Genomic DNA, 24,320 nt, shown 5'->3' with positions numbered 1-24,320 from the left:
ACCACTTCTGTTGTCGGCCGGCCAGTGCTGCATTGTGGCCTGCGCGCCACAGTCTGAAAACCGCATGTTTCCTAGGGAAGAGCCCTTGTAAACATAGGGTGCAGACGGCTGCTCAATGAATTCAGTATGCCATTTAAAAATTAATTTGGCTAGTCCACATTGCGCATTTGGTCTGACCACCTTAGAATGGCCTGACCAGATGGCAATAAAATAAGCCACACGAAATACTGACGAGACACCAATGCTGAAAAAGACCACCACTCCTGCCGACAGCAACGCCCACGAACCGCGCCTCTACCGCGTCGTGGCCGACCGCATCCAGGAACTGATCCGCAGCGAAAACATCGGCGCCGGCGAACGCCTGCCGTCCGAGCGCGACCTGGCCACCAAGTTGAGCGTCAGCCGCGCCTCGCTGCGTGAAGCGCTGATCGCCCTGGAACTGGGCGGCGTGATCGAAGTGCGCGGCGGCTCCGGCGTTTATGTGAGCGAACTGCCGGAACCGGCCGAAGCCGACCTGCCGGAAGTCGGTCCAGGCCCGTTCGAAGTGCTGTCCGCGCGCCGCCTGATCGAATCCGAGATCGCCGCCATCGCCGCACGTGTCGCCACCGACGGCGCGATCGACGCCATCCTGCAGGCGGTGATCGAGATGGAAAAGAACCACGCCAATTATTCAAGCAACGAGCAGGCCGACCGCAACTTCCACCTGGCCATCGCGCGCGCCACCGGCAACAGCGCCCTGGTGGGATCGCTGAACTACCTGTGGGACCAGCGCGGACGTCTGTGGCACAAGCTCAAGGAACACTTCCAGACCGAGGAACTGCGCCAGGAAACGCTGAAGGACCATCGCCGCATCCTGGAGGCGATCGCCGCCCACGATCCGGCGGCGGCGCGCAAAGCCATGCGCGCCCACCTGGAACGCGTGACCCGCACCTTCTCGCGCGGATGAAGCAAGGCAGTACCCGATTTCAGTAGCACCGCAGGACCGGCCTCGAAGCCGGCCGCGAAAATAAAGTAATCAAGTTATTGACCGTCTCGACCTCGGCCGCCCTCTGCACCATGCACGGCGTGCGGCCCTCGTCCCAGCGGCACGGAGTACGCGAGGTGCTCCACTCACGCAGGCGCTTTCCAGCGTTGCGTATAACTTTATTCAAGAGACGAAGGAGACAACACCATGAAGTCCGAGCACCCGGTCCAGAAACGTTCCGCACAACCCCGCCTGCTGCTGTCCGCCATCAGCCTGGCCGTGCTGACGCTGACCAACCAGGCATACGCCCAAAGCGACGATGCCACCATGACCCGCGTCGAAGTGACCGGTTCGAGCATCAAGCGCGTCGCCAACGAAGCATCGCTGCCTGTCACCACCGTGAAGGCGGAAGACCTGGTCAAGCAGGGCATGACCACCCTGGCCGACTTCATGATGGCGCTGCCGCAATCGGCGTCGCTGGCGCCGTCGAACGCCGGCTCCGGCACCAACATCAATCTGCGCGGCCTGGGCGTGAACCGCACCCTGGTGCTGCTGAACGGCCGCCGCCTGGCCAACGAGGCGATCGCCGACGGCTACGCCAACCTGGACACCATTCCAATGAGCGCCGTGGCGCGCGTTGAAGTGCTGCGCGATGGCGCCTCCTCGATCTACGGCTCCGACGCCATCGGCGGCGTGGTCAACTTCATCACCAAGACCCAGTTCGAAGGCACCCAGCTGACCGCGCAAGCCGTGCAGCCGGAAGCCAACGGCGGCGGCGACGAACAGCGCCTGACCGCCACCTGGGGCAAGGGCAACCTGGAACGCGACGGCTGGAGCTTCTACGCCACCGTCGACGCGCACCAGCGCACCCGTCTGTCGTCGCGCGACCGCGCCTATCTGAGCAGCGCCGACAAGCTGACCGAGCTCGGTCGTCCTCCTACGCTGGGCACCGGCGGCAACGCCACCCCGGCCAACTTCACCACGCCGACCAACAAGAACGCGCAGAACCCGTACGCCGCCAGCGGCTGCCTGGCCCCCTACTCCATCGTCGGCCAGAAGGGCACCTGCGTACTGGACGCCAATGAATACGGCACCGCGCTGCACGCCAACCAGCAGGTCACCTTCTACGCCCGTGGCGCCATGAAGCTGAGCGAAGACCACGTGGTCAACATCGACTACGCACGCGGCGAGGAATTCATCAAGGGCGCACGCAACCCGACCAACGCGCTGGCAGTCAAAGGCGTGCCGGTCACCCTGCCGTCGACCAGCAAGTGGTATCCGGGCGGTAGCGGCGGCGTGCCTGCCGTGGCGGGCCTGAACAACGCACCGTTGACCCTGACCTGGGCCGTGGCCGATCTGGGCCTGGCCGTCACCAAGGACGTGCAGGTCAACCAGCGCCTGGCCATCAGCGATGAAGGCACGATGGCGGGCTGGGACTACAAGGCCGGCCTGGTGGTCGGCATCTCGGAACGCGACAACTACTACGACCAGGGCTACGCCACCGGCCAGGGCCTGCTCGACGGCCTGAAAAACGGCAAGCTCAATCCGTTCGGCCTGCAGGACGCCGACGGCAAGGCCTACCTGGCCTCGATCAGCGTGGACGGCGCCAAGAACCGCACGTCGAAGTCGACCTACACCGGCATCGACGTTACCGCCAGCCGCGCGCTGATGGAACTGCCGGGCGGCTCGTTGGCCGTCGCCCTTGGCGCCGACCTGCACCGCGACACCACCGAAGACACCAAGCTGGCCATCGTCAGCGATGTCACCTACGCCAACACCAGCCCATCGCACGGCGAAGGTGGCCGCAACGTCGCCGCGCTGTTCGCCGAGGTGAACGCACCGGTCACCAAGACCCTGGAACTGAACGGCGCCGTTCGCGCCGACCGTTTCAGCGACTTCGGCACCACCATCAATCCGAAGATCAGCTTCCGCTGGGAGCCTAGCAAGCAGTTGATGTTCCGCGGTTCGGCCAACACCGGCTTCCGCGCACCGACCCTGTTCGACGCCTACGGCTACCGCCTGCCAGGCGCCACCGGCCTGACCGCCGCCAAGTGGGACGATCCGGTACTGTGCCCTGGCGGCACGCCAGGCGTGGCCGGCACCGGCACCGCGCTGCCAGGCTTCGTCGCATCGACCGTCTGCAACACCACCCTGCCGAAGCAGACCGGCTCCAACGCCGGCCTGAAACCGGAAAAGTCGAAGGGCTACACCCTGGGCGTGGTGATGGAACCAGTCAAGAACGGCATGATCTCGTTCGACTACTGGAACATCCGCATGACCGACATGCTGGCCAACCTGCCGGAGCAGGTGTACTTCCTGGACCCGGTCGGCTACGCATCGTACTTCGTGCGTAATCCTGACCGTACCATCAACTACATCGTCAACACCACGATGAATCTGGGTGGACAGAAAGCGGCCGGTATCGACGTCTCGGGTTCGTATGCCTTCCCGAAAACCAGCTACGGCGATTTCAAAGTCTCGCTGGACGGCACCTACCTGACCCAGTTCGACAACCAGCTGTATGACGGCAGCCCGTTCGTGTCGAACATCGGCCGCTTCGGCCTGGCCAGCAACGGCACCACGTCGAGCTTCCCGATCATCACCTATCGCTGGAAGCACACGCTGCGCCTGAACTGGGCATCGGGTAACTGGAACAGCACGCTGACCCAGAACTACAACTCGAAGTACACCGACCAGAACCTGGTGGCGTCGCAATACTGGCGCGACATCAACTCGATGAAGATGTGGAACCTGACCACCACCTACAGTGGTTTCAAGAACATCCAGGTCACCGCCGGCATCACCAATCTGTTCAACGCCGAACCGCCGGCAACCAACAGCAGCCTGTATAGCTTTGGTTACCTGAGCAGCGCAGCCAGCCCGATCGGCCGCGCCTACAACGTACGTGCTACCTACACCTTCTAAATGAAGGCTTGAGTATGGGGCGCCGGACCGACACCTCGGCCGGCGCCCTTTTTTTGCCCGGAACTCGCCATGAAACACCTGATTACCTGCATCGCCGCCGCAACGATCTTGCTGGCCGGCGGCGCTCACGCGGCCGAAGCGTCACCTCCTCCACCTGCAAAGCCGATCCGCTTCATCCTGGTCGGCGACTCCACCATGGCCAATACCAGCGGCTATGGCGACGCCTTCTGCGCGCGCGTCAATCGCGCCAACACCTGCATCAACCTGGCCAAGGGCGGCCGCAGCTCCGGCAGCTTCCGCGCCGAAGGCCGTTGGGATGAAGTGGAAGGCCTGCTGCGCGGCGCCGCCGCTTATCGCGCCACCTATGTGCTGATCCAGTTCGGCCACAACGACCAGCCGGGCAAGCCTGGCCGCTCCACCGATTTGAAAACCGAATTCCCCGTCAACATGGCGCGCTATGCGCAGCAGGTGAAAGCGCTGGGCGGCGTGCCCGTGCTGCTGACGCCACTCACGCGCCGCACTTTCAAGGACGGCGTCCTTGAGAACAACCTGGCGCCGTGGGCGGACGTGATCCGCGCCACCGCCGCCGCGCAACAGGCGCCGCTGCTGGACCTGAACGCCGAGAGCTACGCAGCCGTGCAAGCCATGGGCCAGGACGAAGCCGACACGCTAGCCATGGTGCCGCGTCCGGCCGATTTCGGCGCCGCGCCGGCGGCCGGCAAGGTGGAGGTGGCGGGCGCCGCGAAGTCCGCCTTCGACCGCACCCACGTTGGCGCCAAAGGAGCGGCCTACTTCTCACGCATGGTGATGGACGAAATCAAGCGCGCCATTCCGGATCTGGCCGGCCAGTTCAAGCCGGAGAGCGAGCAGTGACGGCGCCGCGCACTCCGCGCGCCGCCGCACCGGGCACGCCGCCGATTGCCGCGCGGGGTGCATCGGCCGCATCGGTCGCGTTGTTCACGCTGGTCGCGCTGGCGACCGCCGGCGGCGTACAGGCACAGGACACGCGCAAGGTCACCGAGCCGGCGCCACCGCCCTCGTGCACCGTGCTGACTGCAGGTGCAGCCAACACCTCCTCTGCCAGCAGCGATGACAGCGCGCGCATCCAGGCCGCCATCGACCAATGCCCTGCCGGCCGCGCCGTGCGCCTGACGGCGGGCGTGGACAAGCAGCGCTTCGTCTCCGGCCCACTCAAGCTGCGCAGCGGCGTCAGCCTGCTGATCGACCAAGGCGCCACGCTGGCCGCCAGCAGCAATCCAAAACTGTATGATCGCGGCGCAGGCACCTGCGGCAGCATCGACAGCCAGGGGCGCGGCTGCAAGCCCTTCATCACCATCGACAACGCCAAAGCCAGCGGCATCTACGGCGAAGGCGTGATCGACGGCCAGGGCGGCCGCGTCATCGACGGCGGCACGGAATCGTGGTGGCAGCTGGCACGCCGCGCGCAGAAGGAAGACGCACGCCAGAACGTGCCGCGCCTGATCGAGATCACCAATGCGCAGAACATCACGCTGCACAAGATCACGCTGCGCAACTCGCCCAACTTCCACGTCACGCTGAACAGGGTGGACGGCTTCACCGCCTGGGGCGTCAACATCGACACGCCGGCCACCGCGCGCAACACGGACGGCATCGATCCCATCTCCTCGCGCAACGTCACCATCGCCTACAGCCATATCCGCACCGGCGACGACAACGTCGCCATCAAAGCCGGCAACAACGGCATCACCGAAAACATCTCCATCCTGCACAACCGCTTCTACAGCGGCCATGGCATGTCCATCGGCAGCGAGACCAATGGCGGCGTGCGCCGCGTGCTGGTGGAAGACTTGAGCATCGACGGCGCCACCTCGGGCCTGCGCATCAAGAGCGACGTCTCGCGCGGCGGCGCAGTGGACCAGGTGCGCTACCGGAACGTCTGCCTGCGCAACGTGAAAACGCCGATCGACATCGGTGCCCGCTACGACAGCCGCGCCGAAGGCACGCAGGTGCCGGTCTACACCAACATCGCCTTCGAGGATGTGCACAGCGTCACGCCGGCGCGCGTGATCATCCAGGGCTACGACGAACAGCGTCCGGCGCAGGTCGGCCTGCAAGACGTCAGCATCGCCGGCAAGCCCGATCGCAAGATCGAATTCGCCCGCTTGTCCGGCGACGCCATCTCCCGCAAGGACAACAGCACCTGCGCCATCCGCTTCGCGCCCTTCCCCGCCATCGCTGGCAGCAGCGCGCGACCGCAGCTCACGCTGGAACAGGCCAAACAGTTTTCGTACAGCGAAGTGCTGAAGTACGTCGGCGAGGCTGGCAATGAAAAAGTCGATCCGTGGGACCCGCTGGCCGATCCGCTGGCAAAGGGCGCAGCTTTCACGCCCGACTACATCGTCGACAAGACCATCAAGGCCGACGGCGCCCGCACCTTCAACACGGTGCAGGAAGCCGTCAGCCGCGCCACGCTCGATAGCGCCGCGCGGCCGGCCAAACGCCTGTACATGCTGGTCAAACCTGGCGTGTACCAGGAACTCGTCTACATCCCCGCCAGCGCCGCACCGATCACCCTGTACAGCGACGGCAAGGACGCAACGGCCACGCGCATCACGGCCCGGTTGGACGCATCCGTCAGCGGCGCCGCCTACGACGCGCAATACGGCTCGCAATTCGCCAGGGCCGCGCTGGCGGTGCAAGCCATGTACGCCACCATCAAGGACCGCGCGCAGATCGGCACCTTCGGCACGCAAACCGTCTGGGCGCAGAACAACGGCTTCCAGGCCCGCAACCTGACCTTTGAAAACGGCTACAACAAGGACACCGGCAACGCCCGCGCCGAGGAACTCCCCAACGTCAATAACGTCCACCACCAGGCGATCGCGCTCAGCGTGGACAGCGCAGACAAGGCGCAGTTCGAGAACATCCGCCTGATCGGCTTCCAGGACACGCTGTACCTCAAGTCGCCGCAGCCCGGCAGCACGGTGCGCAGCTTCTTCAACAAGTCCTACATCGAAGGCGATGTCGATTTCATCTTCGGCGACAGCACCGCCTACTTCCACCAGACCGAAATCCGCACGCTGGGCGACCGTGGCGTGTCCTACGTCGCCGCACCGGACACGCACGTCAAAACCAGATACGGCTTCGTCTTCGACAACGCCCGCTTCACGCATGAAGGCGCGAAGACCGGCAGCTTCCATCTGCTGCGCCAATGGTTCCACAGCTCGCGCTGCACGCCGTACGCGCCGCTGGCGATCGAGGGCTACAGCTGCACCTACGGCCCGCTCAACGGCTACAAGGCGCCCACCGGCACCGTGGCGCGTGTGTCGCTGGAAGCGGTCGGCAAGATGGTGGTGCTCAATTCGCGCATCGGTGCGCACATCAACCAGCAGCAACCGTGGATGGACTGGAACAAGAAGGGCACCATCTCTTATCGCCCGGTGCAATACAACTCGGACGACCACTGGAACAACCTGCTCAAAGCCGGCATCGATCCCGTCAAGGATCTCGGCTACGCCCAGGCACCATCGCCGGCCGATATTTTTATCGGCGAGTTCAACAATTCAGATGAATAGGGACACCAGCATGACCATCAATACCCACCGCCGCACCCTGATGAAAGCCCTGCCAGCCGCCGGCCTGTCGATCGGCCTGCCGGCCGCCGCCGCCACAGCACCGGATCCATGGCTGCAGGCGCAGGCCATCGTCGATCATGTGTCCAAGCCACTGAAGTTCCGCAAGCAGGACTTCAACATCACCGCCTACGGCGCCAAGACCTGCAAGCTGACCAAGGTGAAGGCCTGGGTCTCGCACGAGGGCATGGAGGAACTGGGCACGCCGGCGCCTCGCGCGCACGACTGCTACGCCGCCATCAAGGCCGCCATCAAAGCCTGCAACGCTGCCGGCGGTGGCCGTGTGCTGATCCCGGCCGGCGACTGGTTCGTGGCCGGCCCCATCGTGCTGCTATCGAACGTGAACGTCCACCTGAGCAAAGGCGCGCACGTCTACTTCAGCCACAACCCGGCGGACTACGCCAAGTACGGCGACATTGACTGCGGCAAGCACGGCAAGCTGACCATCTCACGCTGGCAGAGCAACGACTGCCTGAACTACTCGCCGATGGTGTACGCCTACGGCCAGGACAACATCGCCCTCACCGGTGACGACTGGACCGCGATCCTGGACGGCCAGGGCGGCGTGCCGTTCAACGACGCCGGCGATTGCTGGTGGACCTGGAAAGGCAAGCAGAAAACCATCAACTCCATCGGCCAGGGCACCACACCCAACTTCAAGGCCGGCACCATGTCGGAGAACACCGTCAATCCGCTCAACGCGCAGTCGCTGGCCACCGTGGCGCCGGCCCTGACGGAAGCGGAACGCCTGCTGATCCAGGGCGAAGGCGACAAGTGGCGCTGGGATGCGCAATACCTGCCGGCACTGTCGGAAGCCGGCGTGCCGCTGTCCAAGCGCATCTTCGGCATCGGCCACTACCTGCGCGCGCCGATGATCCAGATCATCGGCTGCACCAACGTGCTGCTGCAGGGTTACCGCGTGCAGAACACGCCGTTCTGGCAGCACCACCCGGTCCATTGCCGCAACCTGGTGATCCGTGGTGTCGAGATGCACAGCCACGGCCCGAACAGCGACGGCTTCGATCCTGAAGCCTGCGACCACGTGCTGGTGGAGAACTGCACCTTCGACACCGGCGACGACTGCATCGCCATCAAGGCCGGCAAGGACCAGGACACGCAATATGGCCCATCGCAGAACATCGTCATCCAGAACTGCATCATGCACAGCGGCCATGGCGGCGTGACGCTGGGCAGCGAGATGGCCGGCGGCATCCAGAACGTGTTTGCGCAAAAGCTGGTGTTTGAAAACGCCAACTGGAAAACCAATCCGCTCAACACGGCCATCCGCATGAAGACCAACCTGAATCGCGGCGGCTTCCTGCGCAATTTCTACGTGCGCGATTGCACGGTGCCGAACGGCGTGCAGATCTCGCCGTCGTTCTACGCCTCGCTGCCAGGTTCGCCGATCCAGTCGAAGACCGTGGCCACGGCGGCCGGCGCCATCGTCACCTTCGACTGCGACTACGCGCCGATCAGCGACAACGTGCGCATTCGTCCGCCGATCGTGGAGAACATCCACATCTCCAACGTCAAGGCCAGCAACGTCAACAAAGACGGCAAGACCGCATCGTGCTTCCAGGCGATCGTGATCCTCGGCCCGGTGGCATCGGACTACAACGGCCCGGGCCCGATGCCGCCGGTGTTCCCGGTCACGGGCGTGACCATCACCGACTGCGATTTCGGCACGCCAGTCAACGCCGAAGCACCATGGTATCTGTACAACGTCAAGGGGCTGACGCTGAAGAACGTCACCATTGGCGACAAGGTGCACAACACCACGCTGTCGGCCTGATGGCGTAGTATCGGCGCAACCGCATGGCGTGGGCCTTGGCATATACTGGCCGGACTTTCATACGGAGATACGCCATGCGCCCACTGCCGATGCTGTTGCTGTTGTCCTCCGTCTTCACTGGCGCCGTCGTGCAGGCGGCGCCCGCCGAGGCACTCAAGCCGATGGCGTTCCTGGCGGGGCACTGCTGGAAAGGCGAGTTCCCGGGCGGGAAGCAGACCGACGAGCATTGCTTCCAATGGACGCTGGACGGCCACGCGCTGCGCGACGTCCACACCGTGCGCACGCCGGGCAAGCCGGACTACGTGGGCGAGACCATCTACTACTACGACGCGGCGGCCAAGCTGGTGTCCTACCTATACGTGGAAAACAGCGGCGGATTCAGTCGCGGCACCATGAAGCCCACCGCCAACGGCCTGGAGTTCCCCGAGACGCAATACATCAACGGCAACATGGTCCTGCCCTACCGCGTGCAATGGACCGTGAACGCCGACTCCTACGAAGCCTTCAGCGAAATGTACGTCAAAGACAAATGGGTCACGCAATTCAAGATGATTTTGAAGAAGCAGTAGTCACTTCTTCGTGCCGCTGGTGAAATAGAACGAGATCACCAGCGTTGCCATCGGCAGCATGCCGATTTTGATAATTTCAATCAACGCCGCAAGCGCGCGATTCTCGGGGTAGCAGGCATACCCGGCCATGATTGCCGAACTGATAAGCGCCAGCCCGAGCGTGACCTGCTTGGCAAAGATTAGACGATCCCGCTCGTTGACCGAAGGGTCTGGACTACGCGGAAAGGCGTCATCCAAAAGATCGACGCCATGATCCTTGGGCTCACTCATCGTATTCCTGTCACCACACCTACCGCACGCAAGGAGTTATCTGGCATACGCTGAACCAGACCTAGCGATGAGCCATCGCCTTTTTGTTTCTGATCGTATGCGATTTTCAGAAGGCTCAACGCGCCTTTTAGCGCACGTCCCCTGCTGACTCCCTGCGAGTAAGCAAAAGCCGTTAGAAAGTCATCTATTTCCGCGGGTAAGCTCAAAGTCATCGTTCTCATGGCACACCTCCGCATGGTGAATAACCATTGTACTGCGCGGATTCAGTGCATTCCCTTGATATTAGCCAAACGGATCAAGGGGTAACGCGGAAGTAGTCGATGTCGGCGTGGCCTGCATTGCCGGCGCTGAAGAGGCCCATTTGCGCGCCTACCCAGCGCCCCATCTTGGCGGTGAACTGGGCGCCGATGGGCGTGTATTTCGCGCCATCGAGGCTGTACGAGAATTGCGTCACGCCGCCGGCCAGCACCTGCATGCGCAGCCATATTTGCGGCGACGGCAAATCGACGCCGGCCTCCTGCTGCTCGTGGCATTTCACGTCGGCTTTGTAGCAGCTCACCAGCGCCAGCCTGGTCACGCCGTCGCTGCGGCGCGTGCCTAGCCAGGCGTAGTCGGAGCCGTACATCACCAGGCCTGCAACGCCGGCTTCCGCAAGGCCTGCGGCGTCCACCTTGGCGGTGACGGTGAAGGTTTCCGCCGGCAGTTTTTGCAGCAGCAACGACGGCACGTCCCACAGATTGCTGTCGCGCGGCTGGCCGAACAGGCGCAGCTTGCCGTCGCCCAGCGCGTACCACGACGGCTGCCAATTGGCGTTCCATTGCCATTGCAGGCCGAGTGCGGCGCCATTGAATTCATCGCTGGTCGGTGGTGCTGCGGTGGCCTTGCCGACCACCGGCATGCGGTAGCTCGCCACGGGCTGGCCGGCCGCGCCGCCGACATCCTCGCCGATCAAAGGCCAGCCGTCGCGCCACTTCATCGGCTGCAAGTGCACCACGCGGCCGTAGGCCCGCTTGTCCTGGAAGTGGATGAACCAGTCCTCGCCTTGCGGCGTCTGCACCCATCCGCCTTGATGCGGACCGTTCACCGCAGAACCGCCCTGCGCCATGACGATGCGCTCTTCGTACGGCCCGCCGATACTGCGCGAGCGGAACACCGACTGCCAGCCGTATTCCACACCGCCGGCCGGCGCAAACACATAGTAGTAGCCATCGCGCTTGTAAAGCTTCGGACCTTCCAGCGTGGTGTACTTGGGCAGCTTGTTCCCGTCGATGACGATCTTGCCCGCGTCGTCCAGCAGGCGGCTGGCGTCCGGCGCCATGCGGCGCAAGGTCAGCACATTGTTGAAACCGGCGCGGCTCTTGGCCCATGCGTGCAGCAGCCAGGCCTGGCCGTCGTCGTCCCACAGCGGGGTGGGATCGATCAGGCCTTTGCCCGCAGCCAGCCGGCGCGGCGCGCTCCATGGCCCGGCGAAGTCCTTGGCGGTGATGACGTAGATGCCGAAGTCCGGGTCTGGATAGAAGATCCAGAATTTTCCGTCGTGGTAGCGCAGGCACGGCGCCCACACGCCCTTGCCGTGCTGCGGCTTGGCGAAGACATCGAGCGGCACCTGCTGCGGCAAGGCGTGGCCGACCAGCGTCCAGTTGACCAGGTCGGGCGACTGCAGCAGCGGCAATCCCGGCGCGCTGTTGAAACTTGAGGAAACCAGGTAATAGGTCTCGCCGACGCGGATCACATCGGGGTCCGAATAGTCGGCATGAAGAATCGGGTTCTGGTACTGCGCAACAGGCGCGGTGCCACACGCGGCGAGCCAGGCCGCAAACAAAAAAGGCAGACACCGCAAAAGTATCCGCCTCATCGTCACGCTCCGAACGGGGTTTCAGCCACGCCCTTGACACCGGGCCGCAGCATGATCACGGAACCGCCCCACTCCGCATCTTCCGGCTTGCCGGAGACGATGGAAGTGACCAGCAGCGTATCCAGATCCTTGCCGCCGAAGGCGCACATGGATGGCTTGAGCATCGGCACCTCGACCCGGCGATCCACCTTGCCGTCCGGCGTATAGCGCAGCAGGTAGCCGCCGTCGTTACCGCAGATCCAGTAGCAGCCGTCGGCATCGACCGCAGCGCCGTCGGGACGGCCGGCCTGGCCCGTCATGTCGGCGAACACGCGGCGATTGCTCGGCACACCATCGGCGATGTCGTAGTCGTACGCCCACACCATGCGCCGCTGCGGATGCGAATCCGACAGGTACATGATGCGGCCGTCCGGCGAAAACGCCGTGCCGTTCTGCGTCAGCAGCTCGGACACCAGCGGCGCCGAAATGCCGCGCGCCGCATCGTAGCGATACAGCTGCCCAACCGCCTTGGCGGCGCCCATGTCCATGAACATAGTGCCGGCCAGGAAGCGCCCCTGACGGTCGCAGCGACCGTCGTTGAAGCGCATGCCCTCGCCCAGTCCGGAAGCCGGCGTCGCCAGCTTGAGCGCCGACGCGGTTTGACCCGCGCCCAGCTCCAGGCTGAAGATACCGGTCTCCATGCCGGCGATCAGGCCACCGCCGGCCTTGGCCGCCACGCAGGCGACCATCTCGGCGTTGTCCCAATAGCGGCTGGTGCCGCTGGCGGCGTCCAGGCGCCAAACGCGCTTGGCCGGGATATCCACCCAGTACCAGGCGCCTTCGGCCGCGCTCCACGTTGGGCTTTCGCCCACCGTGCAGCTCACATCATTTACGCGTTCCATACCAGATCGCCATTCACTACGCGCGGGATCTTCTGTGGATTGGCATCGGCCAGCGACTCAGGCAGCAGGTACGCAGGCACGTCCTGGTACGACACTGGACGCAGGAAGCGGTCGATCGCCGACGCGCCTACCGAAGTCGAACGGCTGTCCGACGTCGATGGGTACGGGCCGCCGTGAACCATGGCGTGCGCCACTTCAACGCCGGTGCCGAAGCCGTTGAACAGGATGCGGCCAACCTTGCGTTCCAGGATAGGCAGCAGCTTGGTGGCCAGCGCCTTGTCGTCGGCGGTGGCGTGCACGGCGCCGGTCAGCTGGCCTTCCAGGTGCTCGGCCACGGCCAGCAGCTCTTCTTCGGTTTCAGCGACGACCAGCAGCGAGGTTGGGCCAAAGATTTCGCCTTCCAGCGCGGTGTCGGTCAGGAAGCGCTTGGCGTCGACCTGGTACAGGAACGCTTGCGCCGCGCATGGCAGATCGTTGGTCTGGCCAACGGCAACCTGCTGCACGCCGTCCACGCCAGCCAGGCCTTTGACGCCGCTGTTGTAGGCTTTGTGGATGCCTGGGGTCAGCATGGTCAGCGCAGGCTTGGCGCCGATGGTGCCGGCGGCGGCGTCGACGAAGGCTTGCAGCTTGTCCGACTTCAGTGCGATCAGCAGGCCAGGGTTGGTGCAGAACTGGCCTGCGCCCAGGGTCAGCGAATCGGCAAACGCTTGCGGCAGCTTAGGATTGTCCAGCGCGCCCGGCAGCAGGAACACCGGATTGATCGAGCTCATTTCGGCGTACACAGGAATTGGCTCTTTACGGGCAGCGGCGGTGTGCATCAGCGCCACGCCACCAGCGCGCGAGCCGGTGAAGCCGACGGCCTTGATGAACGGATGCGCCACCAGGTTCTGACCGATGGTCTGGCCCGAGCCGATCAGCATCGAGAACACGCCTTCAGGCATGTTGCACTCTTCAGCGGCTTTGGCGACAGCCTTGCCGACCAGTTCCGAGGTACCCAGGTGAGCCGAGTGGGCTTTCACGATGACCGGGCAACCAGCTGCCAGCGCCGAGGCGGTATCGCCACCAGCCACCGAGAACGCCAGCGGGAAGTTCGAAGCGCCGAACACGGCAACCGGGCCCAGGCCGATTTTGCGCAGGCGCAGGTCAGGACGTGGCGCAGGTGCGCGGTCCGGCAGCGCGCTGTCCAGGGTGGCGGATTGGAAGCGGCCATCGCGCACCACTTTCGCGAACAGGCGCAGCTGGCCGACGGTACGACCGCGCTCGCCTTCCAGGCGTGCTTGCGGCAGGCCGGTTTCCTGCATGGCGCGTTCGATCAGGGTCGGGCCCAGGTCCAGGATGCGGTCAGCGATGGTTTCCAGGAACTTGGCGCGCACTTCCAGGCTGGTTTCGCGGTACACGTCGAAGGCCGCGTTGGCCAGTTCGACGGCGCGTTGCAGGTCGGCGGCGCCGGCCAGGCCGAATGCCGGCTCGATTTCAGCGTTGCGGGATGGGTCGATGGCCTTGATAACGCCTTCTTTGCCCAGGACAGCGCTGCGGCCGATGATCATTTCTCCAACTACTTGCATTTTATGGCTCCGATGTGTGAAAAGCGCGGACAAAGCCGCGCTTGGTTTTATGTTAGCGGTAGCTTAACGCATTACTGCGCGCCTTGCTTGAGCATGAGTTTGTGCAGCATGTCCATTTCTTCCGCGTTCAGGTCGGTCAGCGGTGCGCGCACCGGACCGGCGTCGTAGCCGGCCAGCTTGGCGCCTGCCTTGACGATCGACACGGCGTAACCGGCCTTGCGGTTGCGGATGTCCAGGTATGGCAGGAAGAACTCGTCGATCATGCGGTTCTGTTCGGCGTGGTTGTCGGCGGCCACGGCGTGGTAGAAGTCCATCGCCAGTTTCGGCATGAAGTTGAACACGGCCGACGAGTACACCGGGGTGCCCAGCGCCTTGTAGGCGGCGGCGTAGACTTCAGCGGTCGGCAGGCCGCCCAGGTAGCTGAAGCGGTCGCCCATCTTGCGCCAGATCGAGACCATCAGTTCGATGTCGCCGATGCCGTCCTTGAAGCCGATCAGGTTAGGGCAACGGTCGGCCAGGATCGCCAGCGAGTTCGGGCTCAGGCGGCAGTTGGCGCGGTTGTAGACCACGACGCCCAAGTTGGTGGCTTTGCAGACTTCGGCCACGTGTTCGATCAGGCCGTCTTGCGACGCTTCGGTCAGGTAGTGCGGCAGCAGCAGCAGGCCTTGCGCGCCGGCCTTCTCGGCTTCCTTGGCGTAGGCTGCGGCAACGCGGGTCGGACCACCGACGCCGGCCAGAATCGGCACCTGGCCACGGCAGGTGTCGACGGCGGTCTTGATGATCTCTGGATATTCCTGCGGGGTCAGCGAGAAGAACTCGCCTGTGCCGCCAGCGGCGAACAGCGCGGTCGCGCCGTAAGGAGCCAGCCATTCCAGACGCTGGATGTAGGTCGACTTGCGGAAATTGCCTTCCGCATCGAAGTCGGTGATAGGGAACGACAGCAGGCCGGAGGAAAGGATTTTTTTCAGGTCATTCGGATGCATTACAGTCTCCAATATTAACGTCTGTGGGGTGAGGGATGACGCCCTGGCGCCGTGTTGTATGACATCGTACAACTAGATCTGTTTGGACGCAAGCGATTTAACGCAAAGCGTCAAATCGCCGTCCTAGGCGTTGCTTATTTGGTCACCTATTGGCTCACCTCTTGCTGCGCGCGGCGCAGGCGCTCGCGGCTGTTGCTCAGGTGGGTGCGCATGGCGGCGCGCGCCGCTTCCGCATCCTTGCGCAGGATGGCGTTGTAAATATCGTCGTGCTCGCGGTTGACGCGTTCCTGGTAGGCCACCGGATCGTCGTGGGCCAGTTGCTCGGCGTCGAGGCGCGCGCGCGGAATGATGGTGTTGCCGAGATCGCTCAGGATATCGACGAAATAGCGGTTGCCGGTGGACTGCGCGATCAGCAGGTGGAAAGCCTTGTCCGACTCCACCGCGCCGGAGCGGTTCTGCGAGGCGACGATGCGCTTGAGCGACGCGTCCATCAGGGCCACCTGCTCTTCCGTGCGGCGGGTGGCGGCCAGCCAGGCAGCCTCGGTCTCCAGGCTGATGCGCAGCTCCAGGATGGCCAGCACATCGCCGATGGTGCGGATGGTGTCGGATGAAAAGATATTGGCCGGCTGCGGCTCCAGCACGAAGGTGCCGATGCCGTGGCGCGTCTGCACCAGCCCGGCCGCCTGCAGGTGCGAAATCGCTTCGCGCACCACCGTGCGGCTGACGCCGTGCATTTCCATGATGACGGACTCGGTCGGCAGCTTTTCGCCCGGCTTCAGCGTGCCTGCCTGGATACTGGTGGTGAAGCCCTCCACCACGCCCTGGGCGAGGTTGCGGTGCTTTTTCTTGGGCGCAGGCGCCGATACGGTCTGATTCATGGTTTTGGACTGTTGTATGACGACGTCAGGATACACGCATAGACAAAATCACACCAGCAGGGCGGCGCTCATCGATGCGGCTTCGTCGGCGGATTCGAGCAGGATCTGGTCCAGCAGGGCGTTGTCGTCGATGAAGCCGGCCAGCGAGGGGCTGTCCTGCCCTGCCGCCAGCGGCGAGCGCACCGGCGCCAGGCGCTTGGCGATCAGCAGCGTGTCGCGCAGGCCCAACGGCGGCGGCGTCAGCGTGGCGCCGGGCAGCGAGACGATGGCTTGGCTCACCGGCTCGGGAATGCACATCTTCTTCATCAACTCGCGCGAGATGATTTCCTGCGCCGGGCCCATCAGCCCGCCCACATCTTCCAGCAGCCCCGGCATGTCGTCGGCGCGCGACAACAGGTAGAAACCGGCGGCCTCGTGCACGATGCCGGCGAATAGCGCGGTATCGGGATCGGTGGAGGTCAGCTTGCGGCCGACCACGTGGGCCAGCGCCGCCACGTGCGCGGTGTGGCGCCACAGCTGGTCGGCCTGGCGGCGCAGGCGCTCATCGCGGATGCGGGCGCCGAACTGGCGCACCACCATGGCGGCGGCCATGCTGTACAAATTGCGGTAACCCACGCGCTGCACCGCCGCGCGCACGCTGGTGACCGGCACGCCGCTGCGGTTGAACACGGCCGCGTTGGCCAGCGCCACGGTGCGCGCCGCCAGCAACGGCTCGCCCAGCACCTTGCGGATCACATCGTCCATCTCGCAGTCGGGATCGGCCAGCGCCAGTTGCAGGCGCAAGGCCGCGTTCACGCTGGTGGGGAACACCAGTTCGCCACGGCTGGCCTGCGCGACGATCTCCGAGAGGTCTCTTAGTTTTTCCATAGAAACATTATAGCCTTACTGGGCCGCGCCCCTTGCAACTTGCTCGCCAGCTTTGCTGTCAAGACGCAACGCATCGGCCAATCCGAGCAGGCTGACCAGGGCCACCAGCAGGAAGGCCAACCGGTAGTCGATGGCCGCCCAGTGCGAGATGCCCAGCTGCTGCGCGCCCCACTGCCCCAGCCGCACGCCGCTCGCGCCCAGCGCCACGCCGAGGCCGAGCGCCACCTGGAAGGCGGTGCTGAACAAGGTGTTGGCCGCCGCCATGCGCTGCTGCGGCACGTCGGCAAAGGCGATGGTGTTGAGCGCGCTGAACTGCATGGAGCGCGTCAGGCCGCCGACGAACAGCACGGCCGCGATCAGCCACACCGGCGTGGCCGGCGTCAGCAGCGCGCAGGCGGCCAGCGCCGCCACGTTGGCGATGCCGTTCACCAGGATCACCGGCTTGAAGCCGAAGCGGCGCAGGATGGGCGTGGTGGCCGGCTTCATCATCAGGTTGCCGGCGAATACGGCGATCACCAGCAGCCCGGAATGGAAGGCGTCCAGCCCGAAGCCGAGCTGGAACATCAGCGGCAGCAGGAAGGGCACGGCGCCGATGGCCATGCGGAACAGCGAACCGCCGACGATGGTGATGGCAAACGTTGGAATGGCAAACGACGACAGGTCGATCAGCGGCGCCGCCGCGCGCCGCAAATGCCGGCGCAGCGCCACCAGCAGCAAGGCGCCGGCGACCAGGCAGGCGCCCGCCTCACGCCAGTCGGGCTGCGCACCGCCGATGGTTTCCGCGCCCCAGGTCAGCAGGAACACGGCGCTGCCGCTCAGCAGGAAGCCGGGCCAGTCGAAGCGGCGCGGCGTGGCGGCGCGCTGGTCGGGCACCAGCCACCAGGCCAGCGCCAGCGCGATCACGCCCAGCGGCAGGTTCAGATAGAAGATCCAGCGCCACGAGGCATGGCTGGCGATGAAGCCGCCCACCGGCGGTCCCAGCACCGGCGCCACCAGCGCCGGCCAGGTCAGCGTGGCGATCACCGCGATCAGCTTTTCCTTGGGCGTGTTGTTCAGCACCAGCAGGCGGCCGACCGGCACCATCATGGCGCCACCCGCGCCCTGCAGCACGCGCAGCCCGACGAACTCGGCCACGCTGTCGGCCATCCCGCACAGCACCGAGGCCAGCGTGAAGATCGCCAGCGCCGCCGCAAACACGCGGCGCGTGCCGTAACGCTCGGCCACCCAGCCGCTGATCGGAATGAACACGCCCAGCGTCAGCAGATAGGCGCTGACGCCGATGTTCAGCGCCAGCGGCGCCACGCCGAACGAGTGAGCGATGTCCGGCAGCGCCGTGGTGATCACCGTGCCGTCCAGGTTCTCCATGAAAAAAGCGCCCGCCACCAGCAGGGCGAGCCACTTGCTGTTGACCGGCGACTGTGCGCTGCCCTGCATACATCATCCTTGCCGCGTTGAACTGTCGCGCCATTCTGCCCCAAGGGCCGGATTTCCGCACGCTGACTATTTATTCGCGTGCGTTGCTGCAAGATTGCAAGTGTGTATTTCCTGCCACGGAATATGCGAACACTCGTGCCAATTTCTTCACTCTGCTATAGAGTCGTACTAGAAATTAAAAACTACAACAACCACAACATTAACGGAGACACCAATATGAAGAGAACTGCCGCCTACGCAGCCTGCCTGTCCGCGCTCGCCATGCTTTCGGGCCACGCCGCCGCCCAATCCTCGGTCACCATTTACGGCACCCTGGACGTCGGCGTCGACCGCGTCGATAAAAGCGAGGGCAATGTGCAAGGCACCGTGTTCGGCGTCAGTGGTGCTACTCCGGTGCCGAACCGCTTGGCCGCGCCGGCGACCGTGACCACCCGCCTCAGCCCTTCGCACACCCGCCAGAGCAATATCGGCTTCCGTGGCGTGGAAGACCTGGGCGGCGGCTATCGCGGCCTGTTCGTGCTGGAAGGCGGCATCACTCTCGACAACGGCGGCCTCGCCAACGACGGCCGCCTGTTCGGCCGCCAGGCTTACGTCGGCCTGACCACGCCGGTGGGCGAAGTCAAACTGGGCCGTCAAGCCAGCCCGATGCTGATCTCCTACTACCTGGTGACGCCGGAAGCCCTGGGCAGCACCGACCTGTTCGGCGCCGGCCTGGTGGTCAACACCGTGCAAACCTGGCAGGACAACCAGATCAGCTACGCCATCAAGCAAGGTCCATGGACCGCGATCGCGTCCTACGCCACCAACTCCGGCATCGGCAGCGGCATCAGCGCGGCGCGCTCGGTGGCCACCTCGTCGACCCCGGTGGCGACCGGCAGCACCGGCCAGATCGTCGGCGGCCTGACCGCCGGCGCCGAAACCGCCAGCGGCCGCGGCAAGACCACCGGCGCCATGGTTGCCTACCGCACCGATTCGCTGGTCGCGCTGGCGTCCTACCACCGCAACAACTTCGACAACGTGCCGATCGGCGTGGTGTCTGGCACCACCCTGGTGCCACTGTTCTTCGGCGAGCGCTTCACCTCCTTCATGGCGGCGGTCAAGTACACCATCCCAGGCGTCGGCACTTCGCTGGCGGTGGCCGGCCACAACGCCCAGTTCTCGCTGCGCGGCAATACCGATCCTGAAGTGCGCACCTGGACCGCGACCCTCAAGCATCCGATCGGCGCCGTCGACCTGACCGCAGTGTTTCTCAACACCCGCTTCACCAACTACACGCGCGGCAAGGACAATGGCCTGATGCTGGGCCTGGACTACAACTTCTCCAAGCGCACCGCGTTCTACACGCGCTTCGGCGGCATCAAGGACAAGCGCGGCAACGTCGTCGTCAGCAGCGCCACCCCGCTGCCGCTGGCTGGCGGTCCTGGCGCCATCCTGATCCCGCTGGGTACGCAGGAAGTGCCGCTGTTCTCGGGCGCAGGCCAGAACATCGACGCCCGCACCACCATGTTCAGCCTCGGTCTGCGTCACGCCTTCTGACCAAAAAAAGCGGAGCACTGCCGGTACAGTGCTCCGCTAAAAGACTACAGCTAAAAAATATTACAGGTGCGTGGCGATCTGCGGCAGCAGGTCGTCGAAGGTACGGCCATTGCCGTTCTCGCCGATCGCATGCATCTTCCACTCGCCGTTATGGCGATACAGCTTGGCCATGATCTGCGCCGAGTGCGGGCCTTGAACCGACAGGTTGAAACGCGCCACTTCCTTGCCATTGCTGGCGTCCAGCAAACGGCAATACGCATTCTCCACCTGCGCGAAAGTCTGGCCGGTGAAGCTGTTCACCGTGAACACCAAACTCTTGATAGTCGACGGCACGGCGTTCAGATCGACGTTGATCTGTTCATCGTCGCCATCGCCGGCGCCGGTGCGGTTGTCGCCGCTGTGGACCACGCTGCCGTCCTTGCTTTTCAGCTGACGGAAGAAGATCACGTCCACCGGACGGTGGCCTTCGTCGAACATCACGCACGAGGCGTCCAGGTCGACCGCTTCCGACTTGGAACCGAAGCCGAGGAAGCCCTTGCTCTTGATGGCGTCCCAACCGAGGCCCATGGTCACGCGCCCAAGCGCGCCGCCGGCTTCCTTCTCCAGAGAGATCTTCTGGCCCTTGCTTAAATTGACTGACATAGTTGCTCCTAAAATTTATTGTGCGGGCTGACGCATCAGCCACGATTGCAGCGAGGCGCTGTTGCGCGAGCAGATCAAAATCTTGCCCTTGCCCGAAAAGCGCAGCACCATGCCCTCGCCGCTGGTCTGGCTGTTCACCAGATTGCTGAGGAACCCGCCGCTGCCGCCCGTGGTGACCGAGATTTCATAGCGCAAACCGCTATCCCAAGCCACCACGTGCGCGTTGTCGATAATGACGTCGCGGCCCGGCTCCACCTCCAGTTCATGGACTCCGCCGAAGCCGGAGACCGCGACCTGGCCCACACCGTTGGTTTCGGTGATGAAGAAGCCGCCGCTCTGGGCGAACAGCGCATTGCCGACGCTCTGCGTGCGCACCTTGAGCTCGACGCCGGACGTGGCGGCCACGAAGCAGCCGTCGCTCAGCATGTACTGGCGCTGGCCGACGTCGAGGATCTGCAGCGCACCGGGCAGGGTTGGCGCCAGCAGGCAATCGCCGTCGCCGCGCACCGCCTCGATGTGCTGCTGGAACAAGGACTCGCCGTTGGCAAAGCGCCGCATCAGCGCCGCGCCGATGCCGCCGGTCATCTTGCCCTTGAGGTCGAGCGCCGCTTCCATCATCACCATCGCGTTCGATTCGCAGTAGATTTTTTCACCCTGCCGCATCGAGACATGCAGGAATGGGTCGAAGTCACCGGTGATCGTAAATACAGGCATGATGTCGAGTCCTTTCCGTGTGAATTAAACGCCTACGCCGAACGAGCCGGCCAGTGGACCGAGGCCGCCCTTGAAGCCCTGGCCGACGGCCTTGAACTTCCAATCGCCGCCGTTGCGATACACCTCGCCGAAGATCATGGCCGACTCGGTCGAGCTGTCTTCCGACAGGTCGTAGCGGGCGATCTCGGTGTTGCTGCCGGCGTTGACGGTGCGGATGTAAGCCTTCTGCACCATGCCGAAGTTCTGGCGGCGGGCGTCGCCCTCGTGGATGGTGGCGCAGATGGCGATGCGCTCGACATCGGCCGGCACCTTGGTCAGGTCGATGGTGACGGTTTCGTCGTCGCCGGCGCCGTCGCCGGTGCGGTTGTCACCCGAGTGGACCACCGACTGGTCGGTCGATTTCAGGTTGTTGTAGAAGATGAAGTCGCTGTCGTTGCGCACTTTGCCGTCCACTTTCAACAGGAAGCCGGAGCCGTCCAGATCGAACGGGGTGCCGTCGGTGGTGCGGGCGTCCCAGCCCAGGCCGACCACGATCTTGGTCAGGCCGGGTGCTTCTTTGCTCAGGTTGACGTTGCCGCCTTTTTGCAGACTGATTGCCATTTTGATGCTCCTTAAATGAAAACCGGACTTGGGGTACTACCAGGCGGCGGGCCGTGTCCGTATAAAACGGCCCGCCGAATTCTTGAAACCTTTATGCAGGCACGGCCAGTGCTGCCTGCTGGCGGCGGTGCCGCACCGAGGACCACACCGAGGCGCCGATGAAGGCCACGCCGATCAGGCCGGTGAAGATCTCGGGCACATGGAACTTCATGCTCGCCAACATGATCGCGGCCAGGATACCGATCGCGTAGTGGGCGCCGTGCTCCAGGTACAGGAACTGATCCAGCGTGCCTTTCTTCACCAGGTAAATCGTCATCGAACGCACGAACATCGCGCCGATCGCCAGGCCCAGCATGATGATCACGACGTCGGTGGTGATCGCGAACGCGCCGATCACGCCGTCGAAGCTGAACGAAGCGTCGAGCACTTCCAGGTACAGGAAACCGCCGATACCGCCCTTCTTGACCATGTCGCCGACGTTGCCGCCGCCTTCTTCTTCCTTCTCCAGCAGGCTGCTGATGCCGTCGACACCGACGTAGATCAGGATGCCCCACAGGCCGGAAATCAGCACCACCAGCTTCTGGCCTTCTTGCACCAGGCCCATACAGCCGAGCAACACGGCGATCGAAATCATCACCGAGACCGAGGACATCTTGCCCAGCGAGCCCAGTTTCTTCTCGAAGTTACCGAGCCAGTGCGTTTCCTTCTCCGCATCCAGCAGGAAGTTCAGGAACACCAGCAGCAGGAACATGCCGCCGAATGCCGCCACTTCCGCGTGGTGGTTGGTCAGGTGGGTCGAATACGTCTTCGGATCGTTCAGCGCCAGCGTCCACACCTCGGCGATGCTCAGATCGGCGGCCACGGCCACGATCACCAGCGGGAACACCAGGCGCATGCCGAACACCGCGATGATGATGCCGACGCCGAGGAACAGCTTCTGCCAGTACTCGTCCCAGGTCTTCAGCACGGAGGCGTTCACCACCGCGTTATCGAAGGACAGCGACACTTCCATGGCGGCCAGAATCAGCGCCACACCAAAGGCCGACAGCGCGCCGCCCCATCCCCCCAACTCGTATCCCCACCAGCCTGCCAAGCCCAGGCAGATAAAACTGATGAGGAATGAAATCCTGAAGTGTTTCATTTTTTTCTCTCGTGGTTATCAATCGATGGAACGCAGTGTAAAGAATTTCGACACTTTGAAAAATAGAAGATAATTGAAGTATTACTTCGATAAAACAGAACAATGAAAAACAGCGGATTGAATTTCAGGCACTTGTATTTCTTCTGGATGGTGGCCAAGGAAGGCGGCGTCACGCGCGCGGCCGAGCGTCTCGGCCTGGCGGTGCAGACCATCAGCATGCAGCTGGCGTCGCTGGAACAATCGATCGGCAAGCAGCTGCTGGAGCCGCAGGGACGGCGCCTGGTGCCGACCGAAGCGGGCAAGTTGGCGCTCAGCTATTGCGAGCAGATCTTCCTGCTGGGCGACCAGTTGCAGGACGCGCTGGAGGAAGCGGAGACCGACAAGATGCGCCTGGCGGTCGGCATTTCGGACTCGCTGCCCAAGCTGATCGCGTTCCGACTGCTGCAGGCGACGCAGCAGATGGCAACGCGGGTGCGACTGGTCTGCATGGAGGACGAATTTGAAAACCTGTTGGCCGACTTGGCGCTGGGCAAGCTGGACGTGGTGCTGACCGACCGCACGGTGCGCGCCGGTGGCAGCCTCAAGGTATTCAGCCACCTGCTGGGTGAAAGCGACATGAAACTGTTCGGCGTGCCGCGCCTGGCGCGCAAATACAAGCGCAACTTCCCGCAAAGCCTGCACGGCGCCCCCCTGCTGGTGCCCACCCGCAACAATGCCCTACGCGGCCGCATCGACGCCTGGCTGGTGCAACACAAGGTGCGGCCGGAGATCGTCGGCGAATTCGAGGACAACGCCATGCTCAACACCTTCGGCCGCAACGGGCTGGGACTGTTTTTCGCGCCATCCGCGCTGGAACAGGACATCCACGATCAACTAAGCGCCGTCCTGGTGGGCCATGCGCCCGAGCTGCGCGAGCAATTCTATGCGATTTCGAACGAGCGAAAAATCAGGCACCCGGCAATTGAAGCCATCTTCGCAGCCGTCCACAGCGGCCCCTTCTCCGCGACAACGCACGATTAATCGCCGCTTACTCTGCGCTAGCGCAACGCCAGGAGAAACAGCTCGCCTAGAATGAACTTACCTTGCTTTA

At 64.0% G+C, this 24,320-nt stretch carries 20 protein-coding genes; 8 read left to right on the top strand and 12 right to left on the bottom strand.

Going from position 1 to position 24,320, the window contains the following annotated elements:
* The first annotated feature begins 241 nt into the window (after positions 1 to 241).
* The 6 genes from ACXZ1M_RS18550 to ACXZ1M_RS18525 all read left to right on the top strand — a co-directional run bounded on the left by ACXZ1M_RS18550 (position 242) and on the right by ACXZ1M_RS18525 (position 9,864).
* Positions 242 to 946: a FadR/GntR family transcriptional regulator gene (locus ACXZ1M_RS18550; RefSeq protein ID WP_459049121.1), complete on the top strand. Its 705-nt coding sequence runs from the start codon at positions 242 to 244 to the stop codon at positions 944 to 946.
* 225 nt (positions 947 to 1,171) lie between these two features.
* Positions 1,172 to 3,889 (top strand): TonB-dependent receptor plug domain-containing protein, encoded by a 2,718-nt coding sequence (locus ACXZ1M_RS18545; RefSeq protein WP_459049120.1) that lies wholly within the window; start codon positions 1,172 to 1,174, stop codon positions 3,887 to 3,889.
* Positions 3,890 to 3,958: 69 nt separating this feature from the next.
* Entirely contained in the window at positions 3,959 to 4,762 is an 804-nt protein-coding gene (locus ACXZ1M_RS18540; RefSeq protein WP_459049119.1) for a rhamnogalacturonan acetylesterase, read from the top strand.
* Positions 4,759 to 7,446 carry a pectinesterase family protein gene (locus ACXZ1M_RS18535; protein WP_459049118.1) on the top strand — a complete coding sequence of 896 codons (2,688 nt, stop codon included), beginning with the start codon at positions 4,759 to 4,761 and terminating at the stop codon, positions 7,444 to 7,446. The genes ACXZ1M_RS18540 and ACXZ1M_RS18535 overlap by 4 nt, the downstream gene beginning before the upstream one ends.
* Before the next feature lie 10 nt (positions 7,447 to 7,456).
* Positions 7,457 to 9,295 (top strand): glycoside hydrolase family 28 protein, encoded by a 1,839-nt coding sequence (locus ACXZ1M_RS18530; RefSeq protein WP_459049117.1) that lies wholly within the window; start codon positions 7,457 to 7,459, stop codon positions 9,293 to 9,295.
* Between the two features lie 74 nt (positions 9,296 to 9,369).
* The gene (locus ACXZ1M_RS18525) at positions 9,370 to 9,864 is read left to right on the top strand and encodes a hypothetical protein (RefSeq protein ID WP_459049116.1); all 495 of its coding nucleotides are present in this window, start codon (positions 9,370 to 9,372) and stop codon (positions 9,862 to 9,864) included.
* Here ACXZ1M_RS18525 and ACXZ1M_RS18520 read toward each other — a convergent pair whose 3' ends face one another.
* The 8 genes from ACXZ1M_RS18520 to ACXZ1M_RS18485 form a co-directional block, all read right to left on the bottom strand.
* A complete protein-coding gene (locus ACXZ1M_RS18520) occupies positions 9,865 to 10,134 on the bottom strand; it encodes a hypothetical protein (RefSeq protein ID WP_459049115.1) in 270 nt (89 codons plus the stop codon).
* A 295-nt stretch (positions 10,135 to 10,429) separates the two neighbouring features.
* Entirely contained in the window at positions 10,430 to 11,974 is a 1,545-nt protein-coding gene (locus tag ACXZ1M_RS18515) for a glycoside hydrolase family 43 protein (RefSeq protein WP_459049114.1), read from the bottom strand.
* Positions 11,975 to 11,991: 17 nt separating this feature from the next.
* The gene (locus tag ACXZ1M_RS18510) at positions 11,992 to 12,870 is read right to left on the bottom strand and encodes an SMP-30/gluconolactonase/LRE family protein (protein ID WP_459049113.1); all 879 of its coding nucleotides are present in this window, start codon (positions 12,868 to 12,870) and stop codon (positions 11,992 to 11,994) included.
* A complete protein-coding gene (locus tag ACXZ1M_RS18505) occupies positions 12,858 to 14,435 on the bottom strand; it encodes an aldehyde dehydrogenase (NADP(+)) (RefSeq protein WP_459049112.1) in 1,578 nt (525 codons plus the stop codon). The genes ACXZ1M_RS18510 and ACXZ1M_RS18505 overlap by 13 nt, the downstream gene beginning before the upstream one ends.
* A 71-nt stretch (positions 14,436 to 14,506) precedes the next feature.
* Positions 14,507 to 15,418, bottom strand: a complete 912-nt coding sequence (kdgD, locus tag ACXZ1M_RS18500) for a 5-dehydro-4-deoxyglucarate dehydratase (protein WP_459049111.1) — start codon at positions 15,416 to 15,418, stop codon at positions 14,507 to 14,509.
* A 146-nt stretch (positions 15,419 to 15,564) separates the two neighbouring features.
* Positions 15,565 to 16,296 carry a FadR/GntR family transcriptional regulator gene (locus ACXZ1M_RS18495; protein ID WP_459049110.1) on the bottom strand — a complete coding sequence of 244 codons (732 nt, stop codon included), beginning with the start codon at positions 16,294 to 16,296 and terminating at the stop codon, positions 15,565 to 15,567.
* A 48-nt stretch (positions 16,297 to 16,344) separates the two neighbouring features.
* Positions 16,345 to 17,163 (bottom strand): HDOD domain-containing protein, encoded by an 819-nt coding sequence (locus ACXZ1M_RS18490; protein ID WP_459049109.1) that lies wholly within the window; start codon positions 17,161 to 17,163, stop codon positions 16,345 to 16,347.
* 15 nt (positions 17,164 to 17,178) lie between these two features.
* On the bottom strand, positions 17,179 to 18,597 hold the full coding sequence (locus ACXZ1M_RS18485; protein WP_459049108.1) for an MFS transporter: 1,419 nt from the start codon (positions 18,595 to 18,597) through the stop codon (positions 17,179 to 17,181).
* Between the two features lie 216 nt (positions 18,598 to 18,813).
* Here ACXZ1M_RS18485 and ACXZ1M_RS18480 point away from each other — a divergent pair, with 216 nt between their 5' ends.
* On the top strand, positions 18,814 to 20,133 hold the full coding sequence (locus tag ACXZ1M_RS18480) for a porin (protein WP_459049107.1): 1,320 nt from the start codon (positions 18,814 to 18,816) through the stop codon (positions 20,131 to 20,133).
* 60 nt (positions 20,134 to 20,193) lie between these two features.
* On the opposite strand, the gene ACXZ1M_RS18475 is transcribed toward ACXZ1M_RS18480, so the two are convergent.
* The 4 genes from ACXZ1M_RS18475 to ACXZ1M_RS18460 all read right to left on the bottom strand — a co-directional run bounded on the left by ACXZ1M_RS18475 (position 20,194) and on the right by ACXZ1M_RS18460 (position 23,230).
* Positions 20,194 to 20,775 (bottom strand): TerD family protein, encoded by a 582-nt coding sequence (locus ACXZ1M_RS18475; RefSeq protein WP_459049106.1) that lies wholly within the window; start codon positions 20,773 to 20,775, stop codon positions 20,194 to 20,196.
* Positions 20,776 to 20,790: 15 nt separating this feature from the next.
* Positions 20,791 to 21,489, bottom strand: a complete 699-nt coding sequence (locus ACXZ1M_RS18470; RefSeq protein WP_459049105.1) for a TIGR00266 family protein — start codon at positions 21,487 to 21,489, stop codon at positions 20,791 to 20,793.
* Positions 21,490 to 21,513: 24 nt separating this feature from the next.
* Entirely contained in the window at positions 21,514 to 22,089 is a 576-nt protein-coding gene (locus ACXZ1M_RS18465; RefSeq protein ID WP_459049104.1) for a TerD family protein, read from the bottom strand.
* Between the two features lie 91 nt (positions 22,090 to 22,180).
* Entirely contained in the window at positions 22,181 to 23,230 is a 1,050-nt protein-coding gene (locus ACXZ1M_RS18460) for a DUF475 domain-containing protein (protein WP_459049103.1), read from the bottom strand.
* 102 nt (positions 23,231 to 23,332) lie between these two features.
* Between ACXZ1M_RS18460 and nhaR the strand changes: the two genes are divergently transcribed.
* Positions 23,333 to 24,250, top strand: coding sequence for a transcriptional activator NhaR (gene nhaR / locus ACXZ1M_RS18455; protein WP_459049102.1), 918 nt, complete (start codon positions 23,333 to 23,335; stop codon positions 24,248 to 24,250).
* Positions 24,251 to 24,320 lie beyond the last annotated feature (70 nt).

This window comes from Duganella paludis (assembly GCF_054461335.1).
Note: the sequence above shows the minus strand (reverse complement) of the source record. Positions and strands in the feature narration are given on the sequence as shown.

Excerpts from the sequence above, each read along its gene's own strand:
- ACXZ1M_RS18550 (WP_459049121.1), top strand. The coding sequence starts at position 242 with ATGCTGAAAAAGACCACCACTCCTGCCGACAGCAACGCCCACGAACCG.
- ACXZ1M_RS18545 (WP_459049120.1), top strand. The coding sequence starts at position 1,172 with ATGAAGTCCGAGCACCCGGTCCAGAAACGTTCCGCACAACCCCGCCTG.
- ACXZ1M_RS18540 (WP_459049119.1), top strand. The coding sequence starts at position 3,959 with ATGAAACACCTGATTACCTGCATCGCCGCCGCAACGATCTTGCTGGCC.
- ACXZ1M_RS18530 (WP_459049117.1), top strand. The coding sequence starts at position 7,457 with ATGACCATCAATACCCACCGCCGCACCCTGATGAAAGCCCTGCCAGCC.
- ACXZ1M_RS18525 (WP_459049116.1), top strand. The coding sequence starts at position 9,370 with ATGCGCCCACTGCCGATGCTGTTGCTGTTGTCCTCCGTCTTCACTGGC.
- ACXZ1M_RS18520 (WP_459049115.1), bottom strand. The coding sequence starts at position 10,134 with ATGAGTGAGCCCAAGGATCATGGCGTCGATCTTTTGGATGACGCCTTT.
- ACXZ1M_RS18510 (WP_459049113.1), bottom strand. The coding sequence starts at position 12,870 with ATGGAACGCGTAAATGATGTGAGCTGCACGGTGGGCGAAAGCCCAACG.
- ACXZ1M_RS18505 (WP_459049112.1), bottom strand. The coding sequence starts at position 14,435 with ATGCAAGTAGTTGGAGAAATGATCATCGGCCGCAGCGCTGTCCTGGGC.
- kdgD (WP_459049111.1), bottom strand. The coding sequence starts at position 15,418 with ATGCATCCGAATGACCTGAAAAAAATCCTTTCCTCCGGCCTGCTGTCG.
- ACXZ1M_RS18495 (WP_459049110.1), bottom strand. The coding sequence starts at position 16,296 with ATGAATCAGACCGTATCGGCGCCTGCGCCCAAGAAAAAGCACCGCAAC.
- ACXZ1M_RS18490 (WP_459049109.1), bottom strand. The coding sequence starts at position 17,163 with ATGGAAAAACTAAGAGACCTCTCGGAGATCGTCGCGCAGGCCAGCCGT.
- ACXZ1M_RS18485 (WP_459049108.1), bottom strand. The coding sequence starts at position 18,597 with ATGCAGGGCAGCGCACAGTCGCCGGTCAACAGCAAGTGGCTCGCCCTG.
- ACXZ1M_RS18480 (WP_459049107.1), top strand. The coding sequence starts at position 18,814 with ATGAAGAGAACTGCCGCCTACGCAGCCTGCCTGTCCGCGCTCGCCATG.
- ACXZ1M_RS18475 (WP_459049106.1), bottom strand. The coding sequence starts at position 20,775 with ATGTCAGTCAATTTAAGCAAGGGCCAGAAGATCTCTCTGGAGAAGGAA.
- ACXZ1M_RS18470 (WP_459049105.1), bottom strand. The coding sequence starts at position 21,489 with ATGCCTGTATTTACGATCACCGGTGACTTCGACCCATTCCTGCATGTC.
- ACXZ1M_RS18465 (WP_459049104.1), bottom strand. The coding sequence starts at position 22,089 with ATGGCAATCAGTCTGCAAAAAGGCGGCAACGTCAACCTGAGCAAAGAA.
- ACXZ1M_RS18460 (WP_459049103.1), bottom strand. The coding sequence starts at position 23,230 with ATGAAACACTTCAGGATTTCATTCCTCATCAGTTTTATCTGCCTGGGC.
- nhaR (WP_459049102.1), top strand. The coding sequence starts at position 23,333 with ATGAAAAACAGCGGATTGAATTTCAGGCACTTGTATTTCTTCTGGATG.